Origin of the sequence: Sorangium sp. So ce204, assembly GCF_051526795.1 — a bacterium.
Lineage (GTDB): Bacteria > Myxococcota_A > Polyangia > Polyangiales > Polyangiaceae > Sorangium > Sorangium cellulosum_B.
The window spans coordinates 9030825-9047176 of record NZ_CP150317.1; the positions used below are offsets into that span (position 1 = coordinate 9030825).

At 73.8% G+C, this 16352-nt stretch carries 15 protein-coding genes; 8 read left to right on the plus strand and 7 right to left on the minus strand.

Annotated elements, in window-relative coordinates:
• Positions 1-20 precede the first annotated feature (20 nt).
• Positions 21-2756, minus strand: a complete 2736-nt coding sequence (locus WMF22_RS33700) for a hypothetical protein (RefSeq protein ID WP_438032442.1) — start codon at positions 2754-2756, stop codon at positions 21-23.
• Entirely contained in the window at positions 2753-4135 is a 1383-nt protein-coding gene (locus tag WMF22_RS33705) for a 3-keto-5-aminohexanoate cleavage protein (protein WP_438032443.1), read from the minus strand. The genes WMF22_RS33700 and WMF22_RS33705 overlap by 4 nt, the downstream gene beginning before the upstream one ends.
• A 58-nt stretch (positions 4136-4193) precedes the next feature.
• Between WMF22_RS33705 and uppS the strand changes: the two genes are divergently transcribed.
• From uppS to WMF22_RS33720, 3 genes are all read left to right on the plus strand, one after another.
• Positions 4194-5054, plus strand: a complete 861-nt coding sequence (uppS, locus tag WMF22_RS33710) for a polyprenyl diphosphate synthase (protein WP_437301644.1) — start codon at positions 4194-4196, stop codon at positions 5052-5054.
• Between the two features lie 2 nt (positions 5055-5056).
• On the plus strand, positions 5057-5878 hold the full coding sequence (locus tag WMF22_RS33715) for a phosphatidate cytidylyltransferase (RefSeq protein WP_438032444.1): 822 nt from the start codon (positions 5057-5059) through the stop codon (positions 5876-5878).
• 253 nt (positions 5879-6131) lie between these two features.
• Entirely contained in the window at positions 6132-7457 is a 1326-nt protein-coding gene (locus tag WMF22_RS33720; protein ID WP_437294057.1) for a Glu/Leu/Phe/Val family dehydrogenase, read from the plus strand.
• A gap of 52 nt (positions 7458-7509) precedes the next feature.
• On the opposite strand, the gene ygfZ is transcribed toward WMF22_RS33720, so the two are convergent.
• From ygfZ to WMF22_RS33735, 3 genes are all read right to left on the minus strand, one after another.
• Positions 7510-8544 carry a CAF17-like 4Fe-4S cluster assembly/insertion protein YgfZ gene (ygfZ, locus tag WMF22_RS33725; RefSeq protein ID WP_438032445.1) on the minus strand — a complete coding sequence of 345 codons (1035 nt, stop codon included), beginning with the start codon at positions 8542-8544 and terminating at the stop codon, positions 7510-7512.
• Between the two features lie 61 nt (positions 8545-8605).
• A complete protein-coding gene (locus tag WMF22_RS33730) occupies positions 8606-9157 on the minus strand; it encodes a hypothetical protein (protein ID WP_438032446.1) in 552 nt (183 codons plus the stop codon).
• Positions 9158-9268: 111 nt separating this feature from the next.
• Positions 9269-9847 (minus strand): hypothetical protein, encoded by a 579-nt coding sequence (locus WMF22_RS33735; RefSeq protein ID WP_437294072.1) that lies wholly within the window; start codon positions 9845-9847, stop codon positions 9269-9271.
• A gap of 56 nt (positions 9848-9903) precedes the next feature.
• Between WMF22_RS33735 and WMF22_RS33740 the strand changes: the two genes are divergently transcribed.
• The 5 genes from WMF22_RS33740 (at position 9904) to WMF22_RS33760 (ending at position 14297) form a co-directional block, all read left to right on the plus strand.
• On the plus strand, positions 9904-10119 hold the full coding sequence (locus WMF22_RS33740) for a hypothetical protein (RefSeq protein WP_438032447.1): 216 nt from the start codon (positions 9904-9906) through the stop codon (positions 10117-10119).
• 11 nt (positions 10120-10130) lie between these two features.
• A complete protein-coding gene (locus WMF22_RS33745; protein WP_438032448.1) occupies positions 10131-11477 on the plus strand; it encodes a vitamin K epoxide reductase family protein in 1347 nt (448 codons plus the stop codon).
• A gap of 7 nt (positions 11478-11484) precedes the next feature.
• Positions 11485-12183, plus strand: coding sequence for a hypothetical protein (locus tag WMF22_RS33750; RefSeq protein ID WP_437294074.1), 699 nt, complete (start codon positions 11485-11487; stop codon positions 12181-12183).
• Positions 12180-12896 carry a thioredoxin-like domain-containing protein gene (locus tag WMF22_RS33755; RefSeq protein WP_438032449.1) on the plus strand — a complete coding sequence of 239 codons (717 nt, stop codon included), beginning with the start codon at positions 12180-12182 and terminating at the stop codon, positions 12894-12896. The genes WMF22_RS33750 and WMF22_RS33755 overlap by 4 nt, the downstream gene beginning before the upstream one ends.
• A gap of 90 nt (positions 12897-12986) precedes the next feature.
• Positions 12987-14297: a MopE-related protein gene (locus tag WMF22_RS33760; protein WP_438032450.1), complete on the plus strand. Its 1311-nt coding sequence runs from the start codon at positions 12987-12989 to the stop codon at positions 14295-14297.
• On the opposite strand, the gene WMF22_RS33765 is transcribed toward WMF22_RS33760, so the two are convergent.
• Positions 14262-14789 carry a methylated-DNA--[protein]-cysteine S-methyltransferase gene (locus tag WMF22_RS33765; RefSeq protein ID WP_438032451.1) on the minus strand — a complete coding sequence of 176 codons (528 nt, stop codon included), beginning with the start codon at positions 14787-14789 and terminating at the stop codon, positions 14262-14264. The genes WMF22_RS33760 and WMF22_RS33765 overlap by 36 nt on opposite strands.
• Positions 14770-16293: an AlkA N-terminal domain-containing protein gene (locus tag WMF22_RS33770; RefSeq protein ID WP_438032452.1), complete on the minus strand. Its 1524-nt coding sequence runs from the start codon at positions 16291-16293 to the stop codon at positions 14770-14772. Before WMF22_RS33770 ends, WMF22_RS33765 begins: the two co-directional genes overlap by 20 nt.
• Between the last annotated feature and the right edge of the window lie 59 nt (positions 16294-16352).

Genomic DNA, 16352 nt, shown 5'->3' on the forward strand with positions numbered 1-16352 from the left:
TCGCGCGGCCAAGGCCGCGCTCAGGGGGCGAGCCGGCGCGCCCGGCCGGGCATCGCGACGCCGACCGCGAAGAGCGCGGTCTCCTCGTAGGTCTGCTGGAGGGCGGGGTCCCCGGAGGCCCGGTGCACGAACGCGTTGCGGTGCGCGCCGCGATCGAGCGCGACGACGCGGGCGCAGCCGAGGTCGAGCAGCGCCTCGGTCGTCGCCTCGTCGCTGTCGAAGGAGGTCGTGGCCACGAGCAGCGTGCCGTCGTCGAGAACGCAGGCAGCGCTGCGCCGGCGCATGGTCCCGATCTCGCGCGCCTCCGGCCGCAGCCTGCCGTCATCGGCGGTGAGCGGCAGCTCGGTCGCGTCCGCGCCCGGCGCGAGCGGGGCGCCGCCCGCCGGGCGGATCTCGACGCGGCCCTCCCGGACCAGCAGCAAGCCCCCCTCGCCGCGGAAGCGAAGGCCGACGGTGCCGCCCACGGCGAGCCCGCGCGGGCCCCGCCGCCGGCCGGTGCCGACGCCGATCGCCGCGAGGACCCGCCGCCGCTCGTCGGCCGGCACCTCGGCGTCGAGCTTCGGCGCGCTCCGCGGCGAGATCTCGCGCGAGCCGGCGCGGAGCCGGAACAGGAACCGGTCCGGAGCGAAGGCGTGGACGCGGACCTGCGCGCCGAGGTGCACGGTGGCGGCGGCGTACACGGCCGGGCTCCACGCTGGGGGCGGCTGCGCGCCGCCGTCCGCGGCCCAGCCCACGCTGTCGCCCGGCAGCGACAGGTCCGGCGCCGGGGGAGCGTCCGTCCAGCGCGACTCGAAGAAGAGAAAGGGGCGCGGCGACACGGCCGCCGCGTGCTCCGGCGGCGCGATCGACATCGCGGACGAGAGGCGCTCGGCGGTCAAGACGCCGTCCTGCTGGGGGCTCAGGAAGGCGACGCCGAGGGGGTCCGGCGCCCTGCCCAGCGAGACGCCGGCGAGGCACCCGGCGCGCTCGAGCGCCGCCCGGAGCGCGGCCGCGTCGAGGGCGCTGCCCCACGCGTGGACCACGAAGCCGCGGTCGGTCATGCACAGCGCCGCGCGCTCGACGACGAGGTCGTCGCCGTCGCCGGGAGAGAGCGTCGCGCTGGCCGGGGCGCGCTCCGCGGGAGGGGCGGCGAGGAGGGCGAGCGGGGCCGCGGCGCTCCCCGCCTCGAAGAGCGAAGGGCCCTGCCAGAGCGCCCAGGGGAAGCGCGTGGATCCCTCCGCGCGGGGCGCGCCGGGGCTCGCCGCCGGGCGCTGCCAGAGCGCCCAGGGGACGCGCTCGACGTCCCCGCCGGACGGCCACGCGCCGAAGTACGGCCGGCCCGAGAGGTCGACCCCGAGCGCCGCCGCGCCGTCGCGCGGGGGCACGAGCGCGCGGCCGCCGACGACCATGCCGAGCGCCTCCGTCCCCGCGTGGGGCGCGCCCGGCTCGCGCGTGGAGGCGCCGAGGCCGATGGCGCCGCGGAGCGTCGACGCGTGGGGGAGCTGCCCCGTGCCGCGCGGGCCGACGGTCGGCCTGGGGGCCTCGTAGCCCGCCTGCAAGGTGAACCGGATGTGCCGCGTGTCGATCGCGAGCAGGTGGACGCGCAGCTCTGGCCGCCGCGGATCGGGCCGGAGGGTCGTCGCGGCGAACGGGCTGGAGGGGCGCTGCGGATCCTCCTCGACGCCGGGGAGCGCGCGCGGGAGCGAGGGAGCCACCAGCTCCCAGGCGCCCTCCCCCGGGAGCGGGGGATCGACCGCCGGCGCGACCGGCGGCGGCGGCCAGAGCGAAGGCCACCCCTCCGGCGCGGGCTCGGCAGACGCGGGGCCGCGGGTCACGTACGCGGCGGCCGGCGCGGCGCGCAGCCTCGCCGCCGCGCGATCCGCGGCGAGCGCGAGCCGCTCGACCGCGGCCGCCGCCGTCGGACCGAGCAGGCGCTCGGCGGACGGCCCGGCGAGCTCGCCGAGCGAGGGCACGCGGCGCGGGAGGTGGTGCGCGCGGGCGACGAACGGATCACGCCCGCCCGTGTCGACCTCGCCGGTGCCGGCGTTGAGGGCCGCCGGGACCGCCTCCGGCCCGAGCGCCATCACGAGGCCCTCGTCCACGAGGTCGAGCCGCGCGGACGCGGGCGGGTTGTCGAACGAGATCTCGGTGCGCGACGCGCCGTCCACGCTCCCTGTCTCGAGCCAGCCGTCGATCGCCGCGCGGAGCCGCTCGCCGACGGGCCGCGCTCCTGCGCGCCCATCGCCGCCCAGATCGAGCTGCGTGATCCCCTGCACGACGCCGAAGGCGGTGGTGGTCACCGCGACGCGGCTGCCGCGGGCGACGAGGCCGCGATCGTCGCCGAGGGGCGTCCCGGTCAGGTTGCGCACGCCGTCCAGGCTCACCGGCCGGCCGGAGCGGGTGAGCCGCACGCGCGCCCGGTACAGGTCGGCGGCGCCGCGCCCCTCGGGCGCGCGCTCCGCGTCGGGCCCGCGCTCCGCGGCGCTCGGACCCGGGACGCGCGGGACGCGCGGGACACGCGGAACACCAAGGAACAGCACCCGGCGGCCCAGGAGCGCGTCGGAGAAGAACCCGCCGCGCTCCTCCCAGACGAAGTCGTCCGGGCTGACGGCGCCGCCGATCGCCTCCCCGAGCATCCCGGCGATGGCGTCCGCGGTCCGCGCTGGCGGGGGCGGGGTCGAGAGCCGCGCGACGGCCCCGAGGAGAGCGACGCCGAGCGCGATCGGGAGCCGACCGCGCAGGTGATCGATCCACGGCGAGAGCGGTCGGTCCGTCATCCCTGCGCGCGCGCGCTCCCTCCGGAGGCCCCGCCGGCCTGGGCCGCCGCGGCGCGCGGGCGGATCCCGAGCAGCTGGCGCGCGCGGTCCGGCTCGACCACCTCGCGGCCGGCGCTCCGCGCGAAGGCGGCGGCGCGCGCGACGAGCGGCGCGCTCCCCTCGGCGAGAACGCCCTTGTCCAGGTAGATGTTGTCCTCCAGCCCGACCCGCGCGTGCCCGCCGAGCTGCATGGCGAGCTCCGTCATCGGGCGCTGGTGGCGGCCGACGGCGGCGACGCCCCACGTGGCGCCTTGCGGGATCTGGGTGATCATGAACCGGAGCACGTCCTCGCGCGCCGCGATGCCGCCGGGCACCCCCAGGACGAACTGGAAGTGGAGCGGCTCCGCGAGGAGCCCCTCGGCGACAAGGCTGAGCGCCTCATGGATATGGCCGACCTCATAGCACTCGAGCTCGGCGACGCTCCCCCCGGCGCGGATGCGGGCCGCCATGTCCCGGATGAGGGGCCGGGTGTTGTCGAAGATCCCGTCGCCGAAGTTGATCGTGCCGCAGTTCAGGGTGGCCATCTCGGGGCTGCAGAGCAGCGGCTGGGCGCGCTCGTCGACGCCCATCCCGACGGCCCCCCCGGTCGACGTCTGGACGATGACGTCCGTCTTCTCGTGGATCGCGGCGATCGCCTCGGCGAACAGCGCCCGCGACTGGCTCGGCGACCCGTCCGGGTTCCTGACGTGCAGGTGGACCACCGAGGCGCCCGCGTCGCGGCAGCGGGCGGCCTCGTCGGCGAGCTCGCGCGCCGTGATGGGCAGGTGCGGCGTCTGCGCCCGGGTCGTCTCCGCGCCGACGATCGCGGCCGTCAGGATGAGGGCGCTCTGCGGCGGCGTGACGAGGATCCGGGGGGGCGGCGTGATGATCGGCCGCGGCTCCGGGAGCTGCGCGTGGTCCGGGGGCGGCGCCGACAGCGCCGGCAGGACGAGGCGCGGCCGACGCTGGAGCTCCTTCGGGACGACACAGGTGCCGAGCGCCCGGCAGACGATGAGCGGCTCGGCCAGCGCGTCGGCCGCCGAGGGCGCCACCCCGGCTTCGCGGACGCTGGCGACGACCTTGCGCGCCTCGAACGCCATCGTGCGCGACGTGGCGCCGACCTTGGTGACCACCCCGGTCGCCTCGATGAAATCGCCTGCTCGGACCGGGGCGAGGAACTCGACCGCCTCGTACGCGCGGAAGAGCCCCTCGTCGCCGTCGAGACGGATCAGGAGCTCGGTGGCGACGTCGCCGAAGAGCGCGAGAATACGCGCTCCATCGCACAGCTCGCCCGCGTAATGTGCGTCGTGCGCGCCCATCCTGACGCGCAGCGTGACCGTGAGACCAACCCCTGTGCTCATGGGCGTGAAGACTCAACAGTCGACAGTCGGTAGTCAACAGAGGAAACTGCCCCCGCCGATGAACCTCGTAGAAGCCAGAAATCTCCCGCGCCACGTCGGAATCATCATGGATGGCAACGGTCGCTGGGCGGAGCTGCGCGGCGAGCCGCGCGAGGCCGGGCACAAGGCCGGCAGCGCCGCCGTGCGGCGGATCGTGCGCGTCTGCCGGAGGCTCGGCGTCGAGGCGCTGACGCTGTACGCGTTCAGCGAGCAGAACTGGGCGCGGCCCCGGAACGAGGTCGACGCGCTGATGGGGCTGCTGCGCGAGTACCTGATGAGCGAGCGCTGCGAGATCCTCGAGAACGACATCCGCCTGGTCGCGATCGGCGACATCAGCCGGCTCCCCGAGGGCGTGCGCGACGTGCTGGACCCGCTCCGGAAGGCGTCCGCGACGAACCGCCAGATGACGCTCGCGCTGGCGCTGTCCTACGGCGCGCGCGAGGAGATCGCCGCCGCGGCGCGCGAGCTCGCGATGGAGGCGGTCGCGGGCAGGCTCGACCCGGAGTCGATCGACGGCGCGCTGCTCGCCGCGCGGCTGCCGAGCCTGAGCGTCGGCGAGCCGGATCTCATCATCCGCACCGGCGGCGAGCAGCGGCTCTCCAACTTCCTGCTCTACGGGGCCGCGTACGCCGAGCTGTCGTTCACCGAGCGGCTGTGGCCCGACTTCACCGAGGACGACCTGTTCGCCGCCATCGCGGCCTACCAGCGGCGCGACGGCGCGCCGCCGCCCGCGCACGGCGCGCAGGGCGGCGCCGGGGGGGAGCCGGCCAGCGCGCGGGGCGCGCTCGACGCGGAGCGGCCGTGGCGCGCGCGCGAGATCGCCGCGCCCGCCTCGCATGCCGCGCACGGGTCCCACGACGGCTCACGGACGGGGGTCTGAGATTGGCTGCTTCCAACCTCACGATGCGGGTCCTCACCGCGCTCGTGGCCGCTCCCCTGCTCCTCTCGCTCCTCTACCTCGGCCCGAGCTGGGGCTGGGCGGCGCTCGTCGCGGTCGCCTCCGCCGTCGGCGCGCTCGAGTTCTTCGCGATGACACACGCGGACGACCGCGTCGCGCGGGCCATCGGCGTCGCGCTCACCCTCGCCGTCCTCGGCGTGATCTGGCGGTTCAGCGGCTCGCCGGGCGCGCTCCTCGCGCTGATCTTCCTGCTCCCGTTCGTCGCGATGCTCGTCACGCTGGTGCGCCTCGGCGAGATGCGCACCGCGGCGCTGCGCGTGCTGGCGATGACCTTCGGCCCGCTCTACGTGGGCGGCGGGCTCGGCGCGCTGGCGCTCCTCCGCCGCGACGGGGGCGCCGACGGCCCCTCGTTCGTCGTGCTGGCGATGCTGCTCTCCTGGTTCTCCGACACCGGCGCCTATTTCGCAGGCCGCTTCCTCGGCCGGCGCAAGCTCTACGAGGCCGTGAGCCCGAAGAAGACCGTCGAGGGCGCGCTCGGCGGCCTGCTCTTCGCCGTGATCGGCGCGCTCCTTGCTCACTTCTGGTTCCTCCGGTCGCTGCCGCTCGTGGACGCGCTCGCGCTCGCGATCGTCGCGGGCGGCCTCGGTCAGGCGGGAGACCTCGGGGAGTCCCTGTTCAAGCGCTCCTTCGGGATCAAGGACTCTGGCGGGATCGTGCCCGGCCACGGCGGCATCCTCGACCGCGTCGATGCCCTGCTCGTGACCGGGACCATCACGTATCTGTATGTCCTGTGGTCGAGGCCCTGAACGGCGTCGCGCGCGGCGCGCCGTGCGCCGTGCGTCATCCAAGAACCGCGCATCCATCGATGCGCGACACCCACATCGCACGCACGCGCCGCGGCCTCGCCCCCGACGCGGCTCTCCTGCCGTCAACGCGGCGCCTCCTCGCACACTGGCAGCCTGACGCATCGCCCCGCCCGTCCGGAGCCGCGATGACGCATCGCATGGTTGCGCCCGACGTTGAACGGAACGGCTCAGCGCACTAGAAAGTTACATAGCCATGGAAGAACAGCTCAGCACCAAGACCACGACTTCGCCTGTGGGCGTCCCTGCTGCTCCGAGCCACAGGCACAAATACGAGTTCTTCAAAGTCGTCCAGGGTTATCTCGACGAGGCTGCCCGGCTGATCGAGCTGCCGGGTTACATCACCACGATCCTGAGCCAGCCGAAGAACGAGATCATCGTCAATTTCCCTGTACGGATGGATGACGGCAGCATCCGGCTCTTCAAGGGTTACAGGATCCAGCACAACAACCTCCTCGGGCCGTTCAAGGGGGGCATTCGATACCATGAGACGGTATCGCTCGATGACCTCAAGGCGCTGGCCGCGATGATGACGTGGAAGTGCGCGCTCATGAACCTGCCGCTCGGCGGCGGAAAGGGGGGAATCAAGTTCAACCCGAACGAGGTGTCGCGCGCCGAGCTCCAGCGGATCACCCGCCGCTTCTTCCATGCGCTCGGCGGAAACATCGGCCCGGAGACGGACATCCCGGCTCCCGACATGGGCACCGACGCGAAGACCATGGCCTGGGCCATGGACACGTACATGAACACCGTCGGCCAGCTCTTCAAGCAGGCTGTGAAGGGCGTCGTGACGGGCAAGCCGGTGGCGTCGGGCGGCACGTACGGCCGCGAGAAGGCGACGGGCCAGGGGGTCGTCCACTGCATCACCGAGTGGGCCGAGGACAACGACGTGAACCTCGGCGGCGCGACGCTGCTCGTGCAGGGCTTCGGCAACGTCGGCTCGAACACGGCCGTGCTCCTGTCGAAGCTCGGCGCCTCGACCGTCGCCGTCGGCGATCACACGGGGTATCTCTACAATCCGGAAGGGTTCAATCCGCACAAGCTGCAGGATTACGTGAAGAAGAACCGCTCGATCGCGGGCTACCCTGCCGGCAAGCCGATCAGCCGAGAGGAGTTCTTCCGGCTCAAGGCGGACATCTTCATCCCGGCGGCCCTGGAGAACCAGGTCGGCGTGGAGGAGGCGAGCTGGCTGCAGGTCCGCCTCGTGGCCGAGGGCGCGAACGGGCCGTGCACGCCCGAGGGGGAGAAGATCCTCCTGGAGCGCGGGATCCATATCCTGCCCGACATCCTCGCCAACTCGGGCGGCGTCACGGTGAGCTACTACGAGTGGGTGCAGAACAAGCGCTCGGAGACATGGACGCTCGAGGAGGTCGACTCCCGCCTCGAGAAGGCCATGAAGCGTGCTTACCGCGAGGTGACCGAGCTGGCGCGGCAGAAGAAGTGCACGCTGCGCCTCGCCGCCTATGCCGTGGCGCTGCAGCGGCTCGCCGCTGTGTATGGCGAGCGCGAGATCTTCCCGTGAGATCGCTTATCCGCGCTCCTCTGGCCCGCCGTCCGTCCGCGACGGCGGGGCACTAGATCTTGGCCCGACCTGCCCCGCCCCCCACCCCTGCCCCGCCCCCCACCCCTGCCCCGCCCCCCGCCCTCGGCGCGCGCGTGATCTCGGCCGCCCGGCCGGCGACGCGGAGCGCGGTGCCCTGGACGGCGTGTTTGTATTTGACGTAGCCGAGCGCGAGCAGCCCTGTCCCGCGCGGATCCTCGACCTGGCTCGTGACGGCGCCGACGGCCGCGCCGTCGGGCAGCGCGATCTCCGCGCCCGCGGGCACGCCGCCCTCCCCCTCGACGGCGAGCTGCACGAGCCGCTTCTTGGCGTGGCCGCGCGCCTGGAGCATGAACACCGTCTCCTGCCCCAGGTAGCACCCCTTGCTGAACGAGACGGCGCGCTCCTCGATCGAGGCCTCCTGCGGGAAGTTCTGGTCGTCGAAGTCGACCCCGAACCGCGGCACGTTGTTCTCGACCCGGAGCACCTCCCACGCCGCCGCCGTCACCGGCAGGACAGCGCGGGCCTCGCCCCCGGCGAGGAGCGCCTCGAGGACGGCGCCCTCGGCCTGCCGGGGCGCCACGAGCAGCGCGCCCCCGAGGCCGGTCCAGTCGACGATCGCGGCCTCGGCGCCGGCCGCGCGCCCGGCCGCCGCGAGATCGGCGGACCGCGGGCCGTGGGCGAAGACCCAGGCGTGCTCGCCGGAGGCGTCCTGGACCTCGGCGTCCTCCATGATGAGGTGGCGGTCGAAGAGCTCGCGGAGCTGCTCGACGCGCTCCCGCAGCGCGCCGACGTAGATGCGATCGGCCGCGATCACGATCCACACCTCGGCGAAGATCTTCCCGGTCTTCCCCACGTTGAGCCCGTACGCGCCGCCCGCGGGAGGCGCGGCCTTCGCCCCGGCGGGCAGCGGCTTCTGCGGCGCGAGATCGCAGGTGACCAGGCCGTTCAACCAGGTCTGCCGGTCCGAGCCGGTGACGATCAGCGTCCCGAGCTCGGGCATGGCCTGCACGAGCGCCCCTTCGCGGAGCGCGCGCCGCCGCTCTTCCAGTCCGTGAGCGTTGCTCATCGAGGCCGGATCGTGGAGGAGGGAGCCCGCGCCGTCGAGGGGCGGCCCGAACTTTCAGCGCTCAGGGATCGACCTCGGCGACGAGCGCCGGGAACTCGGCCGACTTGTGGACGCCCGGCGGGACGATCGCCGCGTCGACGTGGCCCACGAGGCGGCGGAGCGCGTCGGCGTCGGCCGAGGGCACCTCGGCGACGACGGTGAGCGCCCTCGGGAGCGACGCCACGGCCTCGATCACCGCGTCCGCCGACGCGCACCGGAGCAGGACCGCGCGCGCGCCGACCTTCGCGGCGGCCTCGGCCCCCTCCTTGCTCTCCGCCAGCGCGAGCGGGAGCATACGCATCGTCCTCGCCCCCTTCGCGAGGCGGTCCCAGTCGTCGAGCGGCAGCGTCGCGTCGATGCAGACCCCGTCCGCCTCGTGGTAGCGCGCCGCGAGCGCGCCGTCGCGATCGCCCACCCGCGACAGGCAGAGCGACGGCACCGTCCTCGTCGCCCGCGCGGCCCCCTGCATGGCGGGCCCCGCCTCGGCGAACGCGAGCGCGGAGATGTTGAGCTCATGCAGCCGCGCCGCGTCCTCCGCGGGCGCCTCCGAGCCAACGAGCCCGACAAGAGCCATGTTCTTCCTGCGGGTGGAGATCACCTGGAGAAGATCGCGTGTGGACGGGACGATCGATCCTGCATCGAAATCCTGCATGGGGAGGGCCGGTAGACGAGACGAACGCGCGGGTCAAGCAAGGGATCGCTCTGGGTCCTCGAGCGCGGGTCGGGAATCCGTGGCTGGGACGTCCTGCACGCGCATCCACACGGCGGTCTGATCGCCCTCGTAGCAGACGCTGCCTTCGTGACGGAACTCGAACGAATAGCGGATCATGTGCCGCTTGACGCCGAGCCGGGAGCGCGTCGCCACGCACGTCGCCTCGATGGGCGCGCCCGGCTGGACCAGCTTGCGAAAGACCACCCGGTGAATGTTGGTGCCATAACCGATCCAGCCCTCGCGGTGGCGCAGCCCGAGCAGGTGGTAGGCGTGCACGAAGCCGAGCATCCCCGTCGCGTGCACCATGATGCCGCCGGCAATGTGGCGCGGGTGCAGCAACGGATGCGCCCGCTGCGCGTCGACGAGCGGCATCGGCCTGTCGGTCGGCATACGACAGCGCACGAGGCTCTTCTCGGCGTCCACCTCGAGGAGCTCGTCGAAGAAGAGCACCGAGGGGTCGTAAGGGAGGTCCGCGAGGAACTCGGCATCGAACGGACCGAGCTTCACAGGAAGGGGCCCGCCGCTCGCCGCGCCGGGTGCAGAGGTCGTCATCGGTTGGCTCTGGGATCCCGAATCCCCCGGGCCGGCTCCTAGCAGCGGCCGATCGCGTGGGCAACGCCGACCAGCGCCTCGTGCCGCGCGCCGCTGGGCCGGCGGGCTCGGCAAAGCCCGCCGGCGGGCTCAGCGCAGCGCAGCACGTGCTCGTGCTCGTGCTCGTGCTCGTGCTCGTGTACGTGCGCGTGCGCGTGCGCGTGCGCGACGCCCGTGCGCGACGCCCGCGCGCACAGGCGTCCTTATTTGACGCGTTGCCCGACGTCGCGTAATCCACTCGACCATGTCAGGCAGTCGTGGACCTCGCGGGCCTGCGGCGCTCGCGCTCAGCGGGTCGCTCCTGGGGCTCGCGTTCAGCGCCTCATCGACGTTCGATTACATCCGGCACCTCGACCGGCAGGTCCACGACCTGCACTGCAGCTTCGTCCCGGGCCTCGGCGCGCAGGCGGGCGCCGACACCGCGTGCCGCGTGGCCATGTACAGCCCCTACTCCGCCCTGTTCCGCGAGAGCTTCTGGGGCGGTATCCCCATCTCGCTGTTCGCCCTCGGGGCTTTCGCGTTCTTCGCGGCGTTCGCGCTCTATGTGCTGCTCTCGGCCCAGCACGCGCCGCGGCGCGCGGCGCACTTCCTGTTCGTCGCGGGCCTCACGCCGCTCGCCGTGTCGCTCCTGATGGCGACCATCTCGGCGGTGCGCCTCGGGGTGTTCTGCAAGACGTGCGTCGGCATGTACGTCTCGTCGGCGCTGCTCGCGGCCGGCGGCGTCTGGGCGTTCCTCGAGGACCGCAGGGCGGCCCGCGCCGCGGCCTGGTCCAGCGCGGCGCCGCGCGCGCCCTCGTCGGCAGGCGCGGTCGGGGTGGGGCCCACCGTGCCCGGGGCGCCCCTCGGGGTCGACGGGCCGGGCGGCGCCGCCGCGGCGCCCGCCGGCCCCCCGCGCCGGGTGGGCTCGCTGCTGCTCCTGCCGGGGTGGCTCGTCGCGCTCGCCGTGTGCACGGTGACGCCGGCGCTGCTCTACGCGAGCGCGCTGCCGAGCTACGCGAGCTACATGACCGGCTGCGGCAAGCTCGAGAAGCCGACCGAGCCGAACGGGGCGCTGCTCCACGTGACGCGCCCGGGCGCGGTGCAGCCGGCGACCCTCTTCGTCGATCCGCTCTGCCCGACCTGCAAGGCGTTCCACCAGCGGCTCGTGTCCGAGGGGGTGTGGGAGAAGCTCGACACGACGCTGGTGCTCTTCCCGCTGGACAGCGAGTGCAACTGGATGCTCGACCGGCCGGTGCACCCGGGCTCGTGCCTCCTCTCGAAGGCCATCCTGTGCAGCGATCACCGGGCGATGGATGTGCTCGAGTGGGCCTACGACAACCAGGAGACGCTGCTCGAGGGCGCGAAGGCGGGCGCGGGCACCGCCAACGTGCAGGCGGCGATCCGGCAGCGCTGGCCGGGGCTCGACGCGTGCATGGACTCGAAGGAGACGGCGCTGCGGCTGAACCGTATGCTCCGCTACATCGTGGACAACAAGCTCCCTGTCTCGACGCCACAGATGTTCCTGGGCACGACGCGGCTCTGCGACGAAGATACGGACATCGGGATGTCGTACGCGATAAGGCAGCTCGCGCCGGCGCTCCGGACGAAGTGAGGAGATCATGAGAGGCGCAGGGATCATCGGGATCGTGGCCGGGTGCGCGCTTCTTGTCGCGTCCGGGGTGACGGTGCACAGCGAGGTGCAGGCCGCGTCGCAGCGCCTGAAGACGGGTGTGGCCGCGGCGGTGAAGCCGGCCGTGGCCATCGCCAACGACGCCGAGGCGCCGTATTGCACGCCCGCGTTCAAGACGGTGCTGCAGCGGGTGCTCAACGCGTGCGGCCTCGTCGGTGCGGAGGCGCGGCGCGGGTGCCAGCCGGCCGACGTGAAGACGCTCGCGTCGATCAGCGACGACGACTTCAACGCGCTCTTCACGCCGCTGAGGCAGCGCGGCGGGGTCGTGATGTTCGACGACGGCTCGGAGAAGCTCGACGACGACGCCAAGAAGATGATCGAGGAGATGTGGCTCGATCGGCGCGGCGCCCGCTATTTCTTCATCGTCGCTCGCGCGTCGAAGACGGGGACGCCGGAGTTCAACCGGACGCTGTCGCACAAGCGCGCGAACAGCGCGTTCTTCGACATCTCCGACAAGTTCAAGGAGCAGGACCTGGACAAGAAGGTCGGGATGCTGTGGCTCGGGAACGAGTTCGCGCAGCTCGGCGCGGAATACTGCCAATGGAACGTCTCGCGCAAGAACAAGGCATGTACGGCCGAGGCCATCAACCGGAGCGCGTTCGTCTCGTGGGTGGACTGTCAGCTGTGAGCCCCGCGAGGAAGAGCGGCGCCCTCCGGGGCGCCTTCGCGGCCCTCGCCGTGGCCGCGGGGCTCGCGGGCGGGTGCGACGCGGACAGGAAGGCCGATCTGCCGCCGCCCCCGACGCCCGGCCAGGGGCGGAGCAACGCGGTGACGGCGCCGGGGGCCGCGGCGCCCGCGAGCGCCACGGCGCCGGCGAGCGCCACGGCGGCGGCGCCGGCCGCGCCGCGGCTCCTGTGCGCGGGGCAGTCTCCGCGGCCTGCGCCCTCGGCGGGCGGGCTCACGGCGGTCGCCGCCAGCGGCGCGGAGAAGCTGCCGGCGAACATCGGGTTCGGCGTCGGCAAGTGGGTGTGGGTGAACTTCTGGGCGGCGTGGTGCAAGCCGTGCCTGGAGGAGATGCCTCGGCTGCTCGGGTGGCAGCAGAAGCTGCGGGCGGCCGGCGTGCTCGTCGACCTGGCGTTCATCTCGATCGACGACGACGAGCGGCAGCTGTCGCGGTTCCTGGAGGCGCAGCCGGGCACGGGGGTGCGCGCCTCGTACTGGCTGCCCGACGGGCCCCAGCGGGCCGGGTGGCTGCGGGCGCTCGGCGTGAAGGAGACGACCGAGCTGCCGATCCACGCCATCGCGGCGCCGAGCGGGCAGGTGACGTGCGTGATCCAGGGCGCCGTCGAGGACAGCGACTATCCGACGATCGCGGCGCTCCTGGGGTCGAAGAAGCCGTAGGCGGGGGCGCTCCTCGAGGCGCGCCGTCGCAAAGCGGCGCTCGGCTTGAGTGGAGGTCGCGGTCGAACCTATCGTCGCGGGAGCGCCCTCGTGAAAACCTCCCTGCTGAGACGCCGGTTCGCCTTCCTCTTTCGTCTGTCCTCGCTTGTCGCGTCGACGGCGCTCCTCTTCGCGAGCTGCAACGGCGGCGACGGCGGCGCCCCGCGGCCAGGGTCGGGCGATCCCTGCGAGAGCGCGCAGGACTGCGCGGACGGCGTCCCCTGTACGATCGACCGCTGCGTCAGCGGCCGGTGCGCGTCGGAGGCGGACGACACCCGCTGTCCGGGCGGGCGCTGTGATCGGGCGAGGGGCGCCTGCGTCAACGACAAGGCGTGCGCGACGCCGGCCGACTGCGCGGACACGGATCCGTGCACCCAGGAAGAGCGCTGCAACGAGTCGCTCCGGCAGTGCGTCTTCGAGGGGCTGGACGGCGACGGGGACGACGCGCTGCCCTTGATCTGCGGCGGCGCGGACTGCGACGACGACGATCCGCGCAACGCCCCGACGCTCGCCGAGCTGTGCGACGGCGCCGACAACAACTGCGACGGCACGGCCGACGAGGGCGAGGGCCGCGCCCTCTGCGGCGCCGACGGCGCGCGCTGCGTCAGCGGGCGCTGCGAGTGCCCGGCCGGGCAGGGCTACTGTCCGCTCGAGTCCGCCACGGGGTTCCACTGCATCGACGTGCAGTCCGATCCGGAGAACTGCGGCGCCTGCGGGGCGTCGTGCCCCGCGGACACGACCTGCGTGGGCGGGCAGTGCACGTGCGCGGACGGCCTCGCGCTGTGCGGGTCCACGTGCGTCGACCTCGCCGAGGACGAGCGCCACTGCGGCGCGTGCGGCGAGGCCTGCGGCGAGGGGGACTGCATCGACGGCGTCTGCACGGCGTGCGGCGGGGTCGGCGAGCCCTGCTGCGACGGCGCGAGCTGCCGGGACGTCCTCAGCGAGTGCGGGGAGGACGGCACGTGCGCCGTGAAGGCGTGCGCGGAGCCGATCGAGGCGCTGCCGGACACCCACCTCCCGCGGTGCTCGGCCGACACGGAGCCGTGCATCGACGCGTGCACGGTGAGCTCGTGTGTCGACGACTGCTTCGATGCGGACACCACGGCTCCCCGCTCGTACCGCGGTGTGTCGTTCGACTGCGCCGGCTGCGTCGACCATCAGATCCAGGCCTGCACGTCGCGGATGTGCCAGCGGAGCCTGGCCGTGGCGTCTTGCTGCGTCGTGGAGCGCTGCCGCGGGGTCATCGACAAAGTGTGCGAGGACCAATGCGGCGAGGAGCTCGACGCGTTTTATGACTGCTCCGACACGACGGAGTGCGGCTTCTTCCTAGTGGCGGACGAGCCGCTCTCCTGCTTCCCCTGAGGCGCCCTCGTGCGCGAGCAGCCACCGCTTGCGCTCGATGCCGCCCGCGTAGCCCGTGAGGTCGCCGCGGGCGCCCACGACGCGGTGGCAGGGGATGATCAGGCAGACCGGGTTCCTGCCGTTCGCCAGGCCCACCGCGCGGGACGCCGACGGCTGCCCGAGGGACGCCGCGACCTCGCCGTAGGAGCGCGTCGCGCCGGGAGGAATGCGCTGGACCTCCGCCCAGACGCGGCGCTGGAACGGCGTGCCGCCGGGCTCGACCGGGATGCCTGAGAGCGCGCCGAGATCGCCGCGCCAGTAGGCCCTCAGCCGGCCGGACAGGCCGTACGGATCCGCGGCGCTGCGCAGCGTGACCGCGCCGTAGCGCGCCTCCAGCAACATGCGAAGGCGGGGCGCGCAGTCCGCGAAATCGAGCCCGTGGACCGCGCCGCCGCCGGCCGCGAGCAGCATGACCCCGACCGGCGACTCGACCTCATCCAGCAAGAGATCCATTCGACACCTCCGTCTCCGCGGGCCGCGCGCCCTGCGCGTCCGCCGTCCACAACAGCACCGCGGCGTAGGCCCGCCACGGGCGCCACGCCTCCGCCATGGCCGCGAGATCCGCGCCGGAGACGCCGCCGAGCGCGCGCCGCAGGCCGAGATCCGTGGCTGGGAACGCGTCCGGCTCGCGCAGCGCGCGCATCGCGATGTAGTGCGCGGTCCACGCGCCGACGCCCGGGACCGCGCAGAGCGCGCGCACCGTCTCCTCCAGGCCGCGCGAGGCGTCGAGCGCGACCTCGCCGGAGGCCACGCGCGCCGCGAGCGCCGTGATCGTCGCGGCGCGGGCGCGCGGCAGGCCGAGATCCGTCAGATCGGCCGCGGCGAGCGCCTCGGGCGCCGGGAAGACGAAGCGGAGCCCCTCGGCGCCCTCGGGCAGGCCTCCGCGGACAGCGAGCGGCTCGCCGTGCCGCTCGACGAGGCGCCCCGCGAGCTGCGTCGCGGCGCGGACGCTCACCTGCTGGCCCAGGATCGCCCGCACCGCGAGCTCGAAGCCGTCCCACGCGCCCGGCACGCGCACGCCCGGCATCGCGAGGACCCGGGGGGCGAGCCGCGGATCAACGCCCAACCGCGCTGCGATCGCCTGCGGATCGGCGCCGAGATCGAAGAGCCGCCGCAGGCGCTCCACCACACGGATGAGCCCCTCCGTGCAAGGCAACCACAGCCGGGCGACCAGGCAAGCCTCGCCGGGCGCAGGCCGCACCTCGACGACGCCGTGCCCGCCGGCGACGCGCACCGTGCGGCGGTATGCGCCGTGCTCGGCCGCCTCCACGCCGGGGATCGCGCGCGCACCAAGGAAGCCCGCGAGGGCGTCCCAGTCGAACGGTGGGCGGAACGGGAGGCGCAGCGCGATCTCCGGGACGCTGCGATCCGCTCGCGCCGCTCCCCCACCCCGCCGCGTCGCCACGGCGCGCAGTTCACGCGGCGCACGCTCGTACGCCGCGCGGATCGCATCGTTGAAGCGGCGGACGCTCGAGAATCCCGACGAGAGCGCCACCTCCGTCATGGAGAGCGCGGTCTCGTCGAGGAGCTTCTTCGCGAACAGAAGGCGCCGGGTCTGAGCCACCGCGAGCGGGGAGGCGCCGACGTACCGTTGGAAGAGCCGCCGCAGGTGGCGCTCCCCCACGCCGAGGCGCGCCCCGAGGGCCGAAGCATCGGCCTCGTCGAGCGCGCCCTCCGCGATGAGGCGGAGCGCGCGGGAGACCGTAGCCGAGGCGCCCAGCCAGGCCGGCGTCCCCGGTGACGCCTCGGGGCGGCAGCGCAGGCACGGACGGAAGCCAGCTTCCTGCGCCGCGGCCGCGGTCGCGAAGAACCGGCAGCTCGCCCGCATCGGCGTCCGCGCCGGGCAGACGGGGCGGCAGTAGATGCCCGTCGATCGCACCCCCGTGAAGAATCGGCCGTCGAAGCGCGCATCGCGGGTGCGGAGCGCTCGGTAGCAGACGTCGTCGTCGAGCTGCATGCTCCGTGGGAACTAGCCCGGCGACCGGCGCGCGGCTGGCCATTTTCGGACGCGGTCGC